At 32.2% G+C, this 19,205-nt stretch carries 16 protein-coding genes; 8 read left to right on the top strand and 8 right to left on the bottom strand.

The features are described from left to right. Positions 1 to 3: 3 nt before the first annotated feature. On the bottom strand, positions 4 to 1,362 hold the full coding sequence (locus AB3G33_RS01000; RefSeq protein WP_367771976.1) for a hypothetical protein: 1,359 nt from the start codon (positions 1,360 to 1,362) through the stop codon (positions 4 to 6). Between the two features lie 7 nt (positions 1,363 to 1,369). Further along, entirely contained in the window at positions 1,370 to 1,936 is a 567-nt protein-coding gene (locus AB3G33_RS00995; protein WP_367771974.1) for a YceI family protein, read from the bottom strand. A gap of 260 nt (positions 1,937 to 2,196) precedes the next feature. On the opposite strand from AB3G33_RS00995, the gene rlmN reads away from it, so the two are divergent. After that, complete coding sequence (gene rlmN, locus AB3G33_RS00990) at positions 2,197 to 3,240, top strand: 23S rRNA (adenine(2503)-C(2))-methyltransferase RlmN (RefSeq protein WP_367771973.1); 1,044 nt, start codon at positions 2,197 to 2,199, stop codon at positions 3,238 to 3,240. Positions 3,241 to 3,327: 87 nt separating this feature from the next. On the opposite strand, the gene AB3G33_RS00985 is transcribed toward rlmN, so the two are convergent. The 3 genes from AB3G33_RS00985 to AB3G33_RS00975 are packed head-to-tail and all read right to left on the bottom strand — an operon-like array spanning position 3,328 to position 8,933. Continuing rightward, positions 3,328 to 4,410, bottom strand: a complete 1,083-nt coding sequence (locus AB3G33_RS00985) for an alkaline phosphatase family protein (protein WP_367771972.1) — start codon at positions 4,408 to 4,410, stop codon at positions 3,328 to 3,330. Positions 4,411 to 4,426: 16 nt separating this feature from the next. Next, positions 4,427 to 5,833, bottom strand: coding sequence for a SusD/RagB family nutrient-binding outer membrane lipoprotein (locus AB3G33_RS00980; RefSeq protein WP_367771970.1), 1,407 nt, complete (start codon positions 5,831 to 5,833; stop codon positions 4,427 to 4,429). A 10-nt stretch (positions 5,834 to 5,843) separates the two neighbouring features. Next, positions 5,844 to 8,933 (bottom strand): SusC/RagA family TonB-linked outer membrane protein, encoded by a 3,090-nt coding sequence (locus AB3G33_RS00975; protein WP_367771968.1) that lies wholly within the window; start codon positions 8,931 to 8,933, stop codon positions 5,844 to 5,846. A 196-nt stretch (positions 8,934 to 9,129) separates the two neighbouring features. Between AB3G33_RS00975 and AB3G33_RS00970 the strand changes: the two genes are divergently transcribed. From AB3G33_RS00970 to dnaG, 5 genes are all read left to right on the top strand, one after another. Next, positions 9,130 to 10,107: a polyprenyl synthetase family protein gene (locus tag AB3G33_RS00970; protein WP_367771966.1), complete on the top strand. Its 978-nt coding sequence runs from the start codon at positions 9,130 to 9,132 to the stop codon at positions 10,105 to 10,107. 125 nt (positions 10,108 to 10,232) lie between these two features. Next, on the top strand, positions 10,233 to 10,793 hold the full coding sequence (locus tag AB3G33_RS00965; RefSeq protein WP_367771964.1) for an RNA polymerase sigma factor: 561 nt from the start codon (positions 10,233 to 10,235) through the stop codon (positions 10,791 to 10,793). Continuing rightward, a complete protein-coding gene (locus AB3G33_RS00960; protein ID WP_367771962.1) occupies positions 10,780 to 11,472 on the top strand; it encodes a hypothetical protein in 693 nt (230 codons plus the stop codon). Before AB3G33_RS00965 ends, AB3G33_RS00960 begins: the two co-directional genes overlap by 14 nt. A gap of 34 nt (positions 11,473 to 11,506) precedes the next feature. Further along, a complete protein-coding gene (locus tag AB3G33_RS00955) occupies positions 11,507 to 12,571 on the top strand; it encodes a hypothetical protein (RefSeq protein WP_367771960.1) in 1,065 nt (354 codons plus the stop codon). A gap of 110 nt (positions 12,572 to 12,681) precedes the next feature. Beyond that, positions 12,682 to 14,658, top strand: coding sequence for a DNA primase (dnaG, locus tag AB3G33_RS00950; protein ID WP_367771958.1), 1,977 nt, complete (start codon positions 12,682 to 12,684; stop codon positions 14,656 to 14,658). Here dnaG and AB3G33_RS00945 read toward each other — a convergent pair. After that, positions 14,655 to 15,284 (bottom strand): LuxR C-terminal-related transcriptional regulator, encoded by a 630-nt coding sequence (locus AB3G33_RS00945; RefSeq protein WP_367755084.1) that lies wholly within the window; start codon positions 15,282 to 15,284, stop codon positions 14,655 to 14,657. The two genes, dnaG and AB3G33_RS00945, sit on opposite strands and share 4 nt — an antisense overlap. 92 nt (positions 15,285 to 15,376) lie before the next feature. Beyond that, entirely contained in the window at positions 15,377 to 16,177 is an 801-nt protein-coding gene (gene nadE, locus AB3G33_RS00940) for an NAD(+) synthase (RefSeq protein ID WP_367771956.1), read from the bottom strand. A gap of 98 nt (positions 16,178 to 16,275) precedes the next feature. On the opposite strand from nadE, the gene gldB reads away from it, so the two are divergent. Continuing rightward, the gene (gene gldB, locus AB3G33_RS00935) at positions 16,276 to 17,232 is read left to right on the top strand and encodes a gliding motility lipoprotein GldB (protein ID WP_367771954.1); all 957 of its coding nucleotides are present in this window, start codon (positions 16,276 to 16,278) and stop codon (positions 17,230 to 17,232) included. Then, positions 17,232 to 17,567: a gliding motility protein GldC gene (gene gldC, locus AB3G33_RS00930; RefSeq protein ID WP_367755078.1), complete on the top strand. Its 336-nt coding sequence runs from the start codon at positions 17,232 to 17,234 to the stop codon at positions 17,565 to 17,567. Before gldB ends, gldC begins: the two co-directional genes overlap by 1 nt. 987 nt (positions 17,568 to 18,554) lie before the next feature. Here the strand turns inward: gldC and yihA are convergent. Next, positions 18,555 to 19,175: a ribosome biogenesis GTP-binding protein YihA/YsxC gene (gene yihA / locus AB3G33_RS00925; RefSeq protein ID WP_367755074.1), complete on the bottom strand. Its 621-nt coding sequence runs from the start codon at positions 19,173 to 19,175 to the stop codon at positions 18,555 to 18,557. Positions 19,176 to 19,205 lie beyond the last annotated feature (30 nt).

The raw sequence follows: 19,205 nt of genomic DNA, 5'->3' as shown, positions 1-19,205 counted from the left end.
ATATTAAAATGTAATTACGGCTTCAAATAGGACTCCATTAAAGTTTCCTCCATATAAATCATTAGGATTTCCTGCTGTAAATTGACTAAAATCTTTATAATTTTGATCTACATAAACTACTTTAGTCAATATGTTTTTAGTCATAAACCAACCTAGTCCAGTTTCTAATCTATTTACTGTAACGGCATTTGCATCGGCATTTTTTAGTTTTCCTGTAACTAAATTATATTTGGCTCCAACATAAAGGTTTTCGTTTTTTCCAAATCGGTACAATACATCACCTACATATTGGTTAACAGTTCTTTTATCGTCATTTCCTTTTGCATCTCCTCCAGAAGAGAATTCTAATGTTCCAAAGAATTCAAGGCCTTTGTATTTTATAAAAGGGTTTATCATGTATGAAGTTGCCCAGTTGCCATATCCAGGATTGAATCTGCCAGTATCTTTGTTTGCTGCAGGATCAAAGTTGTCAGCTACTTCTCCAGAAACTCCTGTGTATGCCGCATGAGACATAACACCATAAAAGCGGCTACCTGCTCTATCAGATCCATATAAGTTTCCACTTATATTTGAAACATGATATAAAGACCCAGTTAATCGTACTCTTAAATCAGAATCAATTTGTTTGTCAAATCCTATTTTTGCTAAAATAGTGGGGCTAATAGTTGTGTTTTGAGTAGGTGAACTTGCAACTATTTCTTTTACATTTTGATTTAGTTTTGAGTTGGTAACACCGATCATACTTACAAAACCGTTTCTGTTGTAATAAAATTCAGCACCCATTTCTGTAGTGAAAGCATCCATAATGTTATTTCCAATAAAAGGGTTGGCCAATGTATTTCCATTGTCAGATCTTCTAAAATGGGCATCACCATAGTTGTTTTCCATTTGCCCGATTTTGATGGTTGCATATTTCATAAAATCAGCTAAGAAGTCTTTTTTGATAAAATCTAATTTATCAATTTGTAAATAACCTCCTTTTACCCATGTCTCATTGTGGTGTCTCGCGGCCAAATAGAGTTCTAAATTTACTCGCACACCATCGTATAATTGCGCTCCAATAATCATATTCGCTGTAGGTAAATTAAAATTATTTCCTAGATTATTTAATCTGTAACCGGTAATAGGAGCAGGTAAATTGGATTGGTCATTAAAGGATTTTACTACTTGAAATTGCAAAGCAAATGCAGCTCCAAGATCAACGCTAATTCCTTTATATGCTACGCTGTCTTTTTTTACGTCAAATTGATTTATTCCATTTTGATCACGTGGAATCGTATTTTGAATTTGTCCAAAACTATTTTGTGCAGTTACTGTTGTCAAACTTAATACGACAGCAGCTAAAAGATAAATTATTTTCATGATTGCTTTAATTAAAGTTAATATTGAATTTTAGTGTAAGTTCTTTTCCGGTTTTAATAGTTCCAAATAATGCAGTTGGTGGGGTCATGCCAAATTCATCAAATGTAATTTTGTTCGATCCCTGTATAGTAACGAAACCGTTACTTATTGTTGTTTGTACTTGTGTTTTGAATTCTTTGCTAACGCCAGCAATACTAAATGTTCCAATTAAATCCCAAGTTGTTTCATTTACCTTTTCAGCAGTTTTTAAAACATATTTAATGGTTTTGAATTTATTTGTGTTTAAGGTTTTGTATGCTATTTTGTCCATAGCGCCTTTGCCACTTTTTATACTTTCCGATTTTAGATTTATTGTTATTCCATTAATGGCTTCTAATTTAGAATTGGTAATAGTAATATTTGCAGTACCAGTAGCTGTGCTTGATTCCATTTCCCAGTCATGTAATGTTGAAGTTCCCAGTACAGAAAAAGTTTGTTTTTTATTTAACTCATAGTTTTTTTGCGCATTTGAAGACCATATTATTCCCAATAAAGTGATTGCTAAAAAAGCCGATTTAAGTGTTGTTGATTTCATGCTGTTATTTATTAAGTTAATGATGGTTTGTAAATTCCATTTTTTGTATTAATTATGAGACAAATTTATACCGAAGTAGAAGAGCAATACATGATAAATATCAGTGGTTAAGGGTTTATTAAAAAACAGTAGTACTATATCGATATCTTTGATGTTTTTTTGAAATAATTTTATTTTAAAAACAGCAATAGAAACAGCTTGAAAAGCTGAATTTGTGTGGATAATTATTTAATACAATAAATAGTCATTAAATTTGCAGCATGCAAATTGAGAAAAAAGACATACGGGCAGTATCCAAAGAAGAATTACGAGATTTTTTTGTAACCAGTGGCGACAAAGCTTTTCGTGGTAATCAAGTATATGAGTGGTTGTGGAATAAAGGGGCGCACAGTTTTGAGGATATGACTAATATCTCTAAAGAAACGCGTGCGATGTTAGAAAGCTACTTTGTAATCAATCACATAAAGGTAGATACAATGCAACGTTCTGAAGACGGCACGGTAAAAAATGCCGTCCGTTTACATGATGGTTTAGTAGTAGAATCTGTTTTAATTCCTACCAATACCAGAACAACAGCTTGTGTTTCTAGCCAAGTAGGTTGTAGTTTAGATTGTAATTTTTGCGCTACAGCGCGATTAAAAAGGATGCGAAACTTAGAACCTGCTGAAATATATGATCAGGTTTTGGCCATAGATAGAGAAAGTCGTTTGTATCATAATCATCCTCTTTCTAATATTGTTTTCATGGGAATGGGAGAACCATTAATGAATTACAATAATGTATTGAAAGCTATTGAAATGATCACATCCGAGGAGGGATTAGGAATGTCACCCAAGCGAATTATGGTTTCCACATCAGGAGTTCCTAAAATGATAAAAAAATTAGCTGATGATGATGTGAAATTTAAATTGGCCGTTTCCCTGCATTCAGCTATTGATGAAATTCGTGCTCGAATAATGCCTTTTAGTGCTAATTTTCCTTTGGCAGATTTGCGTGAATCATTAGAATATTGGTATCGAAAAACCAAATCAAAGATCTCTTACGAATACGTAGTTTGGAAGGATATCAATGATAATAAGGAATCAATAGATGCTTTAGTTAAATTTTGTAAATACGTACCTTGTAAAGTAAACTTGATCGAATACAACCCGATTGATGACGGAGAATTTCAACAAGCCTCAGAAGAAGCGACTAATGCTTACATAAAAGCATTAGAAGCAAGTGGGATTGTAGTTAAAGTTCGTAGAAGTAGAGGTAAAGATATAGATGCTGCTTGTGGGCAACTTGCCAATAAAGAAGTGTAGTTTTATTTAAATATAAATAAATATTTTAGAAATTGAAAAAGGGTTTGACTTATGTCAAACCCTTTTTTTGTCAATATTAAGAAGTGATTATTTTACTACTCCAGGTATTTCTTTTGCGATTGGATGGTTGGCTTCAAACGTATAGCCCATAATTTTTGCCATTGTTTGTGCAAATTGGTTTTGGTACAATTGGTTTTCATTTTTCATTTCCCCTTTTGCTTCAATTTGCGGTCCCATAGTGGCAAACCATATTTCAGAAGCGTCTTTAATTTTTGGACCATGACTTGTCCATTCTGATTTAGTGATATCACCACGACCATGATCAGTAGTGAAAAACAAAGCAGTTTTATCTTTGTACTGCGGATCATTTTGAACAAAGTCCCAAATCTCTTTTATCCAAGCATCTACTTGATGAGCTGCATCTAAATAAGAACGGTAAAAACCGGCATGTGCCCACTCATCAGTTTCTCCATAAGAAATATATAAGACACGTGGCTTGTTTGTTTTTAATTCTTCCAATGCGCCATAATGTGTAAATACATCTAAACATTCTTCTTCATGAAAAGGTTTGAAAGAGTCTGCCAACATAGCATTAATCAGTTTTTGTTTCTCCGTTGGATTTTTACCACCCACTTTGTCAAATGCAGATATTACAGGAAAACCAGCTCTTTTTTCGTTCAGAATATTATCAAAAGCATCCCAAGCACCAAAAGCAGCAACTCTCCCTTTTATTTTGGGTTGCTTGTTTAAATATTCTAAAATAGTAATATTAGGATTTGCAGGGTAGTGATTAGAGTTAATCAAAGTATCAGCATATCCCGTCATGATCTCGTTATAACCAGGATAACTAAACCAGTAAGGGTTGGCATTGTTTACTTTATTGCCAAGTGTTCTATTACCATAAATTTGTCCTTTTTTGGCAAGTACTGACCACATAAAAGGCATTAGCTTTTCTCTGCGTTCATTGATGTTGTCAGCCCAATATTTTTTATAAACATAGGCGCTATCTGCTTGGTTGAATTTTTTGTCTCTTGCTAATGTTTCATCCATTCCTTTAAAAGCTTCTTGCCATCTAAAACCATCTGTTGTGATAATGATGATATTTTCAGCTTTTTGTGCATGAGTAATTACAGCACTAAAAAGTAGTAGAATTAAAAATATTTTTTTCATGTTTACGTTTTTTTGATTAAAAATTATCCCACCATACTTTTGCATTGATATCATCTCCACCCATTTTTTGTAATGCCTCACTATTGTTTTCGGCATTTACTGATTGCTCTAAACTAGGATACATGATTCTTCTTGGAACTTTACCATTGTTTTTTGAACCAGGGCCTGCTTTAATAAAACTTGGTTTACCCGTTCTTTTCCAGTCTAACCAGGCTTCTACTCCAGTGTGGTATAAAGCTAACCATTTTTGAGTATATAATACCTCAGTAGTTGCACTATAGGGTGCAGTTGTAGTCAAGTAATCTGCAGGCATAATTACATTCCATTGTTTGAAAGAAGCTTCTACAGCAGTATCGTAATACGTTTTCGCAGATCCAGATGTGATAAGATTGCGTTGACTTGCTTCAGCTAATAAAAAGTTTAATTCACTATACGTCATGAATATTGAAGATATTTTTGTTTTGGTATAAAAATAATCTTCCGCTCTTCTAGAATATTTTGTAGGTTCTCCAATTTGATCTAAAGTAAGACCAGGTTGAAGTCCTAACTGATTAGTAGTTCCCACAATTGGATCAATCCATTCTTCTAGTCGGGGATCGTTATTTGTAATTAACGTGTTTACTAAATTAGTAGATGGAATTACAATATTATATCCATACAGTCTATTGATACCATCACTCATAGGAGAAATATTAGGAAAACTTCCCGAGTAAACATAGTTAGCATTATCTACATTGGATTGAAATAAAGGAAACTCTGCAGGTTTTGAAACAATGTCATTTAATTTGACGCTTACATTTATTTTATTAGAAATACGCATCAAAAGCCTTACGTGTAATGAATTACAGAATTTTTTCCATTTCAACATGTCTCCACCATACAATAAGTCACCTTCTACTTTTGTTTTTGTATCTATTAAAGTATTTGCCTTATCTAAGTTTAAAAGTAATTGGGTGTAAATTTCTTCTTGAGAATCGTACTTAGGTTTTAAAATTCCTTCTTCTCCTTTTGAGGCTTCAGAGTAAGGGGCATAACCATAAGAATCCGTAATAAGACTCATCGTGTAGGTTTCAAGAACCAGACTTATCGCTTCATAGTTTTTGTTGTTTAATAGAATTGCTTGCTTTTTAATGTCGTAGATGTCATTAAGCCATTTGTACATTCCCCAAAAACGGTTGTCGGCACCCCAGTTGTAAATGTCTAATTCATTGTACTCGTAGTTACCGCCATATTGAGCCACGATATCTCCAAAGTTGAATGAGTTTGAAACATTATTATTTGCTAAATTGAAAATAACGTTGGGAAGTAATTGCTTCGGTTGTGAGACAGTTGGTTGGTTTTTATTAGTGTTGATTTCTTCAAATCCATCGGTACAAGAAATACTGACACTTAGTAATAGTATAAATAATATGATTTTTTTCATGATAATTTTTTTAGAATGAAGCATTTAATTTGATTCCATAGTTTCTAGAAGAAGGCAGTTGTAGAACTTCAAATCCTGGTAATAATGTACCGCCGCTTATCGCTTGAGTTTCTGGATCGATGTTTGGAACTTTTGTCCAAAGTGCTAAATTATTTCCAACTAAACCAATGCTTAAGTTTTGCATTTTTACCGCTTTAATCCATTTGTCAGAAAATCTATAATTTAAACTTACTTCTCTTAGTTTTACATAAGACGCATCAAATGAATTGGCTTCAATATTATCTCTACGAAAGGCATTAGAGTAATACCAGTTTTCGGCACTTATTGAAGTAGTATTTGGGCTGTAAGTTCCATCTGTGTTTTGTACCACTCCTTTTCCAACGATTCCAGTTTCTCTACCAGGTAATGAAACCGCTAGTATGCCACTTTCCATTCCTATAGCATTGGTCATCGAATAGATTTTTCCACCATGTCTTACATCAAATAAAGCATTAAGACTGATGTTTTTGTATTTTAAATTAGTAGCTAGACCCAACATCCAATCTGGATTGTAGTTTCCTATTTTTTTAATTTTAGTATCTAAAATTGGAGAACCAGTATTGTCATATACAATTTGGTTGTCAGGACTTCTTAAATAACCACGACCGTATAAATCTCCCATTCGTTCACCTACACGTGCTTCAATTGTACCACCATTAGGACCTTGAGCAATGATATAATTATTAATCCCATCTGTCAATTCTTTTACGGTACCTCGATTTTGAGTAAAATTGGCGTTAAGCGACCATTCAAAATCTTTTGTTCTAACAGGTGTAATTCCTAGACCTAATTCGATTCCTTTATTTTGAATTTTACCCGCATTAATTACATTCGAATTAAAACCAGTTGATTGTGAAATATCCAAACCTACAATTTGATTCTTAGAGTTGGTAATATAATAACTCGCATCAAGTGTAATTCTTTTTTTGAAAAACTGAGCTTCAACACCCACCTCATAAGAAGTTGCAATTTCAGGTTTTAAATTACTGTTTAAAATAGAATTAGGATTGGTTAAAGTCCCAGCCAAAGCTCCATTGTCATAGGTTTTTACTAATCGATAAGGATCAGTATCATTTCCTACTGATGCAGCGTTCACTCTTAGTTTTAAGAAATCAATATTTTCATTCATTTCAAATAATGAGGTTGGAATAAAACTCAATGATGCCGATGGATAGAAATACGAGTTGTTGTTTGCAGGTAATGTAGATGACCAGTCATTTCTTGCGGTAAGGTCTAAATACAGATAATCTTTATATCCAATATTGGCCAAACTATACATACTGTTGATACGCTTTTTGTAAATGTTTCTCGATTGAATCGGCATCACATTGATGTTCTGTAAATTGTAGATACCCGGAATACTTATTCCTTGCCCTTCAATCTTACTTTCGGATGTGTATTGATTCATACTATTCGCACCGTAAGATATTTTAACGGAAAAATCACCAAAACTATGATCGTAACTCAATAACATATCGGCATTATACTCTGTAAACCCAATGGTTTGTTCGCGATACATTCCGTTAGTATATCTTGAAGAACCAATAGGTCTTCTGGACCATCTAAAATCATTTGAATTATCCATCCCAATACGAGCCATGAATGAAAAGTCATTGTTGATTTCATAAGTAGAAGAAATATTACCAAAAAGGCGTCCTTTTTTGAAAGCATTGATGTTCTCGTAAGCAATCTTGAATGGGTTATCTCCCCAACCAAACATGCTATTTTGTTTCACATCCTTTGTAATCCAATAGTCTTTAAGCCAGTCTAAGTCAACATTAGTATGATTCCAAAGTAAATTATACATAATACCTTGGCTTCCGTAACCCGTAACAGGCGTGTTATCACTTGAACTTTTTGTATAAGTGGCTACCGTACTTAATTTCCATTTGTCCGAAATAGAATAATTAAGGTTTAAGCTTATATTTTCTCTTTTCAAATTAGAATTAGGAACAATATCTTCGCTATTTGTTTTACCATAGCTCAGTCTGAAATTTGTTTTTTCATCTGAACCAGAAATAGATACAGTATTCGAAATAGAACTTCCTTTTCTAAAAAAGTCGTTTAGGTTGTATCTAAATTCAAACGGTAATACTTGCCCTTGTCCTATTGAATAGCCAGGACTTCCGTTTTGTAATAGAGAAATACCAGAGTCAAATCGAGGACCTAAGTTAGTATCAGCACCTGGATCATATGTTTGTTTTGAACCAGCGCCATAAACACCTTGAATTTCAGGTAGTCTTAAGGCTTCACTTGTCATAAAAGAAGAAGAGATGGAAACTCCAAGTCCTTTTCCTTTCTTACCGGATTTAGTTGTGATAACAATAACTCCATTTGCGGCTCTGGAACCATAAAGTGCCGATGCAGCTGCTCCTTTTAATACGTTTACACTCTCAATATTTTCTTGATTAATTTCCGAAGCACCATTTCCATAATCAGTTGGTAAATCAGTTTGGGTCGTTGCAGATCCACCCACGCCATATACATTATTATTGATAGGTATACCATCTACAATAAATAAAGGCCCGTTATTATTAATATTCAAAGATTTATCACCACGGATTGTTATTCTTGAAGAACTTGTAATTCCGTTACCAGAACCAGTGATTTGTACCCCAGATATTTTCCCTGTTAAGTTCGAAACAAAATTAGATGAGTTTACTTTGTTAATATCATCCGATTTTAATTCTTGTGAAGCATATCCTAGTGCACGTTTGTCTCTTTTAATTCCTAATGCAGTAACAACCACTTCGCCCAGTGATATGGAATCATCTTGTAGTATTACATTTTGATTTTCTTGATTACTAATTAAAACTTCTTTTGTTGTGAATCCCATAAAAGTAAATACTATTGTTTTTCCTTTTTCGACATTAATAGTATAGTTTCCATTGCTATCAGCAATAGTTGCATTTTTAGATCCTTTAACTAAAACTGTTGTTCCGGTAAGTGGGAAACCAGACGAATCGGTGACTTTTCCAGAGATTGATTTTGTTTGTGCATTCACTAAATGCATACAAAACACAAGTAAAAGAAATAGTAGATTTTTTCTTGAAATTTTCATTTTTTTTTGTTGTTTGTTTTCGTTGTGCAAACTTATAGGTAGGATTTCTACATCAGATTAAGACAACTTTAACAAAAAGACAAATGAAATTAAGAATGGGTTAGCAATGTTAAGGAGAAGGTTTTTTTTAAATGAATGACTAAAATTGAATTTAAGGCTGAATATATTTATCAAAAGATGTAACTTTGAATGCTAAATGAATGTCACTTCTCAAATAAAACAGCCCATCTTTAAAGAAATGGAACTTTTTGAAAAAAAGTTCTATGAATCGATGACTTCACAAGTGGCATTACTCAATAGAATCACTTATTATATCGTAAATAGAAAAGGGAAACAAATGCGACCGATGTTCGTTTTCCTAACTGCTAAGATGGTTTCTGGAGGAACAATAAACGAAAGAACCTACCGCGGGGCTTGTGTGATTGAATTGATTCATACTGCAACATTAGTGCATGATGATGTGGTGGATGATAGTAATCGTCGCAGGGGTTTTTTCTCCATTAATGCATTGTGGAAAAATAAAATCGCTGTACTTGTGGGAGATTATTTGCTCTCAAAAGGATTGCTGCTTTCAATTGATAATGGTGATTTTGATTTACTTAAAATTATTTCTGTCGCTGTTCGCGAAATGAGTGAAGGAGAATTACTTCAAATAGAAAAAGCGCGAAGACTCGATATTACCGAAGATATTTATTACGAAATTATCCGTAAAAAGACTGCTACACTTATAGCAGCTTGTTGTGCTCTTGGCGCAAAATCAGTTATTGATGATGAGGTACAAGTTGAGAATATGCGAAAATTTGGTGAGCTTATTGGAATGGCTTTCCAAATCAAAGATGATTTATTTGATTATACTGATGATGCTATTGGGAAACCAACAGGTATTGATATTAAGGAACAAAAAATGACTCTTCCTTTAATTCATGTTTTGAATACCTGTACTTCAAAAGAGAAATCATGGTTAATCAATTCCATAAAAAACCACAACAAAGACAAAAAAAGGGTAAAAGAAGTGATTGAGTTTGTAAAAGATAATAATGGTTTAGGGTACGCCGAAAACAAAATGGTCGAATTTCAACAAGAAGCACTTTTGCTATTGGATAATTATCCCAACTCGGCCTTTAAAGATGCTTTAATCTTAATGGTTAATTACGTTATTGAAAGAAAGAAATAGTTTTTTTAAAATTATAACTCGCTGGCAGTTATTGTTTTATTTTTTAAACCCATTTTTTTTTAACTGCTATGCAACCTTTTTGCATTGTCAATCGTCTATATTAATAGAAACCCTTTATAAAGACTTTGAAAGTAATCAACTTACATCAAGAGGAAAAAGAAATGATCCAGCTAGCTGTCGAGAATAATCGTCAGGCACAGCAGCAAATTTATTCTCGGTTTTCACCAAAAATGTTAAGTATCTGCCGGCTTTATGTAAAAGACGTACAACAAGCCGAAGATGTGATGATTACTTCCTTCATGAAAGTATTTACTGGTCTTAAAAATTTTCAACACAACGGGAGTTTTGAAGGTTGGATTAGGCGAATCATGGTTAATGAATGTATCTCTTTTTTGCGAGTGCATAAGAAAGTAAGCTTTATTGAAGATGTAGTTCATGTAGAGGAAAGTGACGAAGCTGAAGAATGCGAATTTTCAACAGATGACATTCAGTGTATGATAGATAATTTACCTGATGGCTATAAAATGGTTTTCAATTTATATGCTATTGAAGGTTTTAAACATAAGGAAATAGCCATTATGCTTGGGATCAATGAAGGAACATCTAAGTCACAATTGTCACATGCAAGAAAAATTTTGCAGAAGCAAATTAACGCAACAAAAAAATACGATTATGGAACCGAATAAATTGGATAGCATAATAAAGGAGAAATTGGAGGCAAGAAAAATTCAGCCTTCTGCTCAAGCATGGGATCGATTGGATGCGATGTTGACTGCTACTGAGAAACCGAAAAGGTCTTTTACTTGGATGTATATTGCAGCTAGCTTTATAGGTTTCCTAATTGTTGGGACTATTTTTTTTAATGGTTTTGGAGCTAAAAAAATAAGTACTACTACTCCAGTTGTATTGGAACAAAAATTAGATCGGAATACTACTGAAGAACAAAAAGTAAATATTAAAGATACTACAACTTCTATAAGTACTAAAAGTTTGATTAGGAGGAAAGAAGTGGTGGCCGAGAATAATAATCTAAACAGAAAGCCAACGCAATTATTGAATAAAAACAAGGAGGTTTCAGTCATCAATCAAAACAAATCAGAAAACAATCAAAATAATGTCCCTGTTCCTTTAGTTGCTGAGAAAGCGAGTAATAATACAATCAATACTCTTTTAGGATCTATTGAGTCAAAAATGGTTAAAGAGAACCAAATAGGGCAAAAACAATCAGTTTCTGTTAATGCGAATAACTTACTTTCACAAGTAGATAACGAACTAGAGCCTTCTTTTAGAGAAAAAGTAATTGTAAAAATTAACAAAAATTACCAAACTGTAAAAGTAGCGTTGGCGAATAGAAATTTAGAATAAACAAATCATCAATCATTATTAAAATCAAATTATCATGAGAAATTTTACAATTTACTTAGTACTTCTGACATGCCTTTTAGCAAGTAAAATGATGGCACAAGATTCATTCGAAAAAAGGGCAAAATCAATTGCCAATACGATCGAAATGATAACCAATGAAGAGAAATCAGCTTTGAAATTAGAAGTAGATTTGGTCAATGATGAATTAATTAATGGAAACATTACGAAAGAAGAAGCAGAGCTAAGAAAGAGAAAGCTGGCAGAAGTAAGGGCAACTAATATCGAAAATAGAGTAGCACTAGAACAAGAAGCTTTGAAAAATTTGGTTCAAGAAAAAGTAGACGGCCAAATATCAGAATCAGATACATTAAAAAAACCGTATAAATTAATATTGAAATGGGAAAAAGGAGATAAAGGGTATGAGAATAATAATAGAAATGAAAAAAGAACTACTTCTCAATTTGTTTTTGCATTGGGATTAAATAATGTTGCAACTGAAGGTGAAGTTAAAGATTCTGATTTTAGATATCTAGCATCTCGCTTTTACGAATGGGGTTTTACCTCTAATACAAGACTTTTTAAAGAAAATAATCTGTTGCACTTAAAATATGGGTTTTCAGTGATGTATAACAATTTACGACCTACTGATAATCGTTTTTTTGAAGTTAACGGTAAACAAACTGTTTTGCAGGCAAATTCTAATGATCCAGCGGGTAATAGTATAAAAATAGAGGAAGCTCGTTTCAAAAATGTTTATTTAGTATTGCCTTTGAATTTCGAATTTGATTTTTCAGAAAAAAAGACAAAAGTGGATCAAACGTATTTTAGAACACATCAATCTTGGAGAATTGGTTTAGGAGGATATATAGGAACAAGATTAAAAACAAAACAAATTTTAAAATACCAAGTCGATAATCACGATGTCACTGATAAATTAAAAGGAGGTTTTAACACCAATGATTTTATTTACGGTTTGAGTACATATGTAGGGTACAAGGCAACTAGTTTGTATCTTAAATATGATTTAAATCCCATATTTAAAGAAAACGTACTAAAACAAAATAATGTTTCTCTAGGATTACGTTTTGATTTCAATTAGAATAGTTTTGAGTTAGTTAATAAACCCTTTCAGATATTGAATCTCGAAAGGGTTTTACTATTTAAAAACTTTGTAACTTTGACCTTTTATAACTTTGACCCCAAATTAAATTGATTTCAAAAGCGACTATAGATACTGTTTTCGAAACTGCTCGAGTAGAGGAGGTTATTGGCGATTTTGTTAATTTAAAGCGCGCCGGTAGTAATTTTAAAGGTTTGAGCCCGTTTTCTGACGAGCGTTCCCCTTCCTTTATGGTGTCGCCTGCCAAAGGTATTTGGAAGGATTTTAGTTCGGGAAAAGGGGGGAATTCAGTGGCATTCTTGATGGAACATTCCCATTTTACCTATCCTGAAGCCATTCGATACTTGGCTAATAAATACAATATTGAAATTGAAGAAACGGAGCAAACAGATGAGGAAAAAGCCATTACTGATGTTCGAGAGAGCATGTATCTAGTTTCTGAATTTGCCAAAGACTATTTTCATAAGACCCTTTTAAACTCTGAGGAAGGTAAAGCTATTGGCTATTCGTATTTTAAAGAAAGAGGGTTTACAAATGAAACTATTAAGAAATTTAGTCTAGGTTATTCTCCTGAAAGTTGGGATGCATTTACTAAAGAAGCATTAGGTAAAGGGTATAAATTAGAATTTTTAGAAAGTACAGGTTTAACTATTGCTAGAGAAGACAGGCCTTTTGATCGCTTCAAAGGGAGAGTAATGTTCCCTATAGAAAGCATGTCTGGTCGGATTTTAGGTTTTGGAGGACGTATTTTGACCAATGATAAAAAAGCGGCAAAATACTTAAATTCGCCTGAAAGCGACATTTACCATAAGAGTAAAGTTTTGTATGGTATTTTTCAAGCCAAACAATCCATAGCTAAATTGAACAACTGTTATTTAGTAGAAGGATATACAGATGTGATTCAATTCAATCAAGCAGGTATTGAAAATGTTGTTTCCTCATCTGGTACAGCATTGACCCCAGATCAAATTCGGTTGGTGAATCGATTGACAAAAAATATAACAGTACTTTTTGATGGTGATGCAGCTGGACTTCGTGCGACTATTCGTGGAATTGATTTGATTCTTGAAGAAGGGATGAATGTAAAAGTATGTGCTTTTCCTGATGGAGAAGATCCAGATAGTTTTGCCAAAAAAACTTCTTATGATGATTTAGTAGCTTATTTAGAGACTAACGCCAAGGATTTTATACAATTCAAGGCTTCAATGTTAATGAATGAAGCCAAGAACGACCCAATTAAGAAAGCCGATTTGATTCGAGATATGGTATTGAGTATTTCGAAAATCCCAGATCGAATTCAAAGAGAAATTTACATTCAGGAATGTTCTAGAATAATGGATATTTCTGAACAAGTATTAGTGAGTACTTTGGCTCAATTAGTTCAAAAAGATGTTGTTGAGGTTGGGAAAAAACAAAAACAGGAGCAAGGAAAAAAATCCTTTGAAGTAATAAAAAATGAGAATCCAGTTGAAGCTGAAAAAGTCGATATTCTCTATCGTTTGGAGCGAAAAATAATCGAAATATTACTTTTGTATGGCAATAAGACAGAAGAGTTTGAGGATACATTCATGAAAACTAATGAAGAAGGAGAGATTGTCATGGTTGTTGAAAAAAGAGAATTTAAAGTTTTTCAAAGAATTTATTTGAGTCTACAAGAAGATGAGGTGCAATTAGCAAATCCTTTATTTAGAGAAATATTTAATGACTTGACAAATTATTACCTCCAAAATGATTCTTTTAGTTTAGAACAATATTTAATGCATTTGCAGCCAGAATTTGCACAAGAAGTTACAGACATCTTGATGGAAGAGGAAAGGCTTGTTATGCACAATTGGGAGGGGCAAAATATTTTTCCCAAATCAAAAAATGACACCATTGCTCAAAATGTTTCTGAAACTATTTTGACATTGCGTTGGTATCTAGTAGGCAGGATTATTGAGGAATTAAAAGGTTCAATATCAGCTGATGCAGATAATACAGAACCTATGACAATGATTCAAGATTATAATGGCTTAACTCATGCTTTTTCAAAAAAATTAGGACGAGTTATGTCAAGATTTAATTAAACGATTTCTAGCTTTTTTGCTTTATCAACTAAATCTACTAGATTGGTTACGTTTAATTTGGTTAACAATCGTAATTTATAGGTACTGATTGTTTTTTCGTTAAGATTTAGGATTTCTGCAATTTCATGGTTCTTTTTCCCGCCACTTAAATAACGTAGCACTTCTACTTCGCGATTGGATAGTTTTCTATACAGTCGTTCACTTTTACTTTGTTTGGCAATTAAAGCAAGGTTTTTCTTAACGGTCTCATTCATTATAATCTTACCTTGGTAGACTTTTATAATGGATAGACCAAGTGTTTCTAATTTTTCTTTTTTATGAACAAATCCAGATACACCCGCCTTAATTGCATTTGGCGCATATATTTGTTCAGATAGTCCACTGAAGATTATAATTTTTGTTTTTGGAAAATTTTTCAAAATTGATTTTACTTCAAAAATACTTGAAAGGCCTTCCAATTCTAAGTCTAAAATTAAAACATCAATATCCTTAGTGAGTAGAATATCTCTAATCATTAAAAAACTTCCCACATTTGCGGTAATTGAAATTTCACTATGGTCTTTGAAGTAAGACTTTACTCCAAAATGCACTACCGGATAGTTATCTGCTAAACAAACTTTTATCATAATATTGTTTTTTTAAGAGTTTTTTACTGAACGATGTCATTAAAGTTAGTTAAAAAAATAGATAATCACTATTTATTTCTGATAAAATGCTATTAATCCCGATTAAGTAAACAAACTGGTATAGGATTCATTTTATGCTGATTGATTTTGTTTAACCTTTTGTAAATTTCGTAAACTATTTTTTCTCTTTCGGTAAAATTTTCTTGAGATTTATCTTGTTCGTCTACAAGCATTGCCCATTCTAATTCGTCATAACTTGCACCTAGTTGTTCTTCATCCGTTTTTTCGTCTCCAAATAGGCCGTCTGATGGTGTGGCTTCTAAAATGGAATTGGGTACCTTTAAATATGCTGCCAACGCAAAAACGTCTGATTTCATTAAATCTGCAATTGGACTGAGATCAACTCCTCCGTCACCATATTTTGTATAAAAACCAACGCCAAAATCTTCTACTTTATTTCCTGTTCCAGCAACTAACAAACCGTGAATTCCTGCGAAATAATATAAAGTTGTCATTCGTAAACGTGCTCTAGTGTTAGCTAGTGTGATAGGGAGTTTACAATCTTCGACATTTGTAGGCATCGTTTTTTTGAAAGTTTCAAAAAGCAAGGTTAAATCTGTTTCAACATTAGAAACATTTGGGAATCTTTCCTTTAGTTGTTTAATATGCTCTCGTCCACGACTTACATGGCTTTCGTGTTGATGAATTGGCATTTCGACACATAATACCTGTAATCCAGTTTGGGCACATAAAGTGGAGGTAACAGCAGAGTCCACCCCACCAGAAATTCCAATAACAAACCCGTTTACTTTTGAATTTTCGGCATATGTTTTTAACCAGTTTACAATATGAGTATTGACTTTTTCAACTTGAATAGTATTTTTTTTTGTCATAATAGTTTAACTTTTAGGTAGGAGGAATGTATATTTGCAAAGTCATTTGGCAGTATGTACTTTTGCCTTATTTTTCGTATGCAAATTTAATTAAAAAAATGAAAATATATATAATTCCTTTTGTTCTATCTCTGTTTTTTTTATCCTGTGGTCAAAAAAATAAAATTGAAAAAGCAGTAGCTGAAGTTCCTGTTGAATTAAAAGTAGTTCGTTTTGACAAGCTTTTTTTTGAATCACAACCCAAAGATTTAAATAAACTTAAAAAAGAGTTTCCTTTTTTCTTTCCATTAGGTAATGATGACGAAGTTTGGGTGGAAAAAATGCAAAACCCTCAGTGGCGTGAATTATATAGTGAAGTGCAAAAAAAATATGCTGATTTTGAACCAACAAAATTAGAATTAACTTCGCTTTTTCAACATATAAAGTATTATTTTCCTAAAACGAAAACTCCAAAAATAATTACCGTTATATCTGAAATGGATTACAATAACAAAGCAATTTATGCGGATAGTCTTGTAGTCATTTCTCTTGAGATGTATTTAGGTAAAGAACATAAGTTTTATCAGTTTCCTAATTATATCAAGCAAAATTTTGAACAAGAACAAATTATGCCTGATGTAGTTTCTGGTTTTTTTAAATATAAAACGGCACCTAATCAAGAAAAGAGTTTATTGTCTGATATGGTTTATGCTGGGAAAGAATTGTATTTAAAAGATATGTTTTTGCCTGATTATAGCGATGCGGATAAAATGGGATATACGCCTGAGCAAATTAAATGGTGTGAGGAAAATGAAAGTTATATATGGCGTTATTTTATAGAAAAAGAAATGCTATATAGTGATGATCAAAAACTGATTCCTCGATTTATAAACCTAGCACCATTTTCTAAATTTTATTTGGAAATTGATAATGAGTCTCCGGGAAGAGTTGGTTCTTGGATTGGATGGCAAATTGTTCGTTCATATATGAATAACAATGAAGTATCTTTGCAAGGATTATTAAAAGCAAATGCTAAAGAAATATTTGAAAAATCAAAATATAAACCAAAGAAGTAATGTCAGATATAAATAGATCAGAAATTAAATTTCTAGTAGAATTAGATGAAAACCGTGTTCCAGAAAAATTACTTTGGTCTGCCAAAGATGGTGGGGTGGAATTAGAGGAAGCGAAAGCGATTATGTTGTCTGTGTGGGACAGTAAAACTAAAGAAAGTATGCGTATTGACTTATGGACAAAAGAAATGCCAGTCGATGAGATGAAAATTTTCTTTCATCAAACCTTAGTTGCTATGTCAGATACTTTTCATCGTGCTACAGGTGATGAAAAAATGGCCGATACAATGAAAGATTTTTGTGATTATTTTGCAGAAAAATTAGAGTTGACAAAGTAGTGGCAATAAAACAGTGAAATATTTTAAGGGTAGTTTTTTTAAACTATCCTTTTTTTATGTCAAAAAACAGAAAATTTTATTTTTAGCGCTAGTTTTTTTTATGAGTTAGTTATATTTGTTATGTAGTACATTGTATAATGGGATGTTGTGCAATTGGAAATTTGATTTTTAAATTAGTCTGCAATTAAATCTTGATGATATGTTATTTCCATTTATTGTTAGTTTAGTAGGTTTGTTTTTTTTACTTATTAACGGGATACGATTTTACTTGGCAAGAAAAAACAAGGATGTTTTGTATCGTATAATTACTGTTTATTTAATTTTGTTGTTTATTATTGAATTTTGTTGCAATCTAATAGGTTTTTTAAGGCCAGGAGAAAATTTTTATTTGTCTCATTATTATTTTGTTTTTCAATTTGTTGCAATGAGTCTGTTTTTTTATAATATATTCTCAATTGGATTTTTAAAAAAAAATTGTTGCATTTTTATTAATAGCAGTTCTTCTTTTTTTAGGAATTCAATATTCAATAGATCCATCTATTTATTGGCAATTTAATATGCTTGAAATTGGTATTACATCACTATTGTTAATTAGTTATGGAATTTTGTTTTTAGTGTTTAATATTAAAAAGGATAAAAGCGATTATTTTTATTTTTGTAACGGCTTAATACTTTATTTGGCTAGTAGTGCTAGTATCTTTTTAAGTGGAAATAGTGATTCAGTGATTTTCACTAAGCCATTCTTATTGGATTTTTGGTTTTTTAATTCCTTGTTCTATATTTTATATCAGTATTTAATATATAAAGAATGGAAAGTCTTAAATCTTGAAATAAAAGATGATATTGATGAAAGTACAAAAAAGAATATCCATTTGTTGGAATCAAAATAGTTTCTTTTTAAAATATAAAGTAAAAAAAAAGTACAGCGCTAGCTGTACTTTTTTTGGTATAAAAATCTTCTTTTTGAAGTGGATAATGAACAGTAATTTAAAACTGTCCATTGTTTTTGAAAACTTCTTGATTTACTTCGTCTATATAGGAAAGTAGTTCTTCTTTTCCAATATTTTCAGTAGCTGATGTTACGAAATAATGAGGCATTTCTGCCCAGTTATTGGCAAACATATTCTTTTTATACGCTGCGATATGAGAGTCAATTTTTACTTTGCTAATTTTGTCTGCTTTTGTAAAAACAATACAAAAAGGAATTTCACTTTCACCCATATAAGACATAAATTCAACATCTATGGCTTGAGCTTCATGTCGGATGTCAATTAAAACAAAGGCGCAAACTAATTGCTCTCTTGTTTCAAAATAATCCGTAATAAATTGCTGAAAAACTGATTTTGTTTTTTTAGAAACTTTAGCATATCCATATCCTGGTAAATCAACTAAGAACCAATTGTTGTTTATTAAAAAGTGGTTTATCAGTTGTGTTTTTCCAGGTCGCCCAGAAGTCTTAGCTAGTTTTTTTTGGTTGGTCAACATATTTATTAATGATGACTTTCCTACGTTTGATCGGCCAATAAAAGCATATTCAGGTAAAAAGTCCTTAGGACATTTTGAGACATCTGAATTGCTAATTACAAATTCGGCTGTATTAATTTTCATTTTTTTTAGGTATAAATTCTCCTTTATAAA

This window comes from Flavobacterium sp. WC2421, assembly GCF_040822115.1.
In the GTDB taxonomy this organism is placed as follows: domain Bacteria; phylum Bacteroidota; class Bacteroidia; order Flavobacteriales; family Flavobacteriaceae; genus Flavobacterium.
Note: the sequence above shows the minus strand (reverse complement) of the source record. Positions and strands in the feature narration are given on the sequence as shown.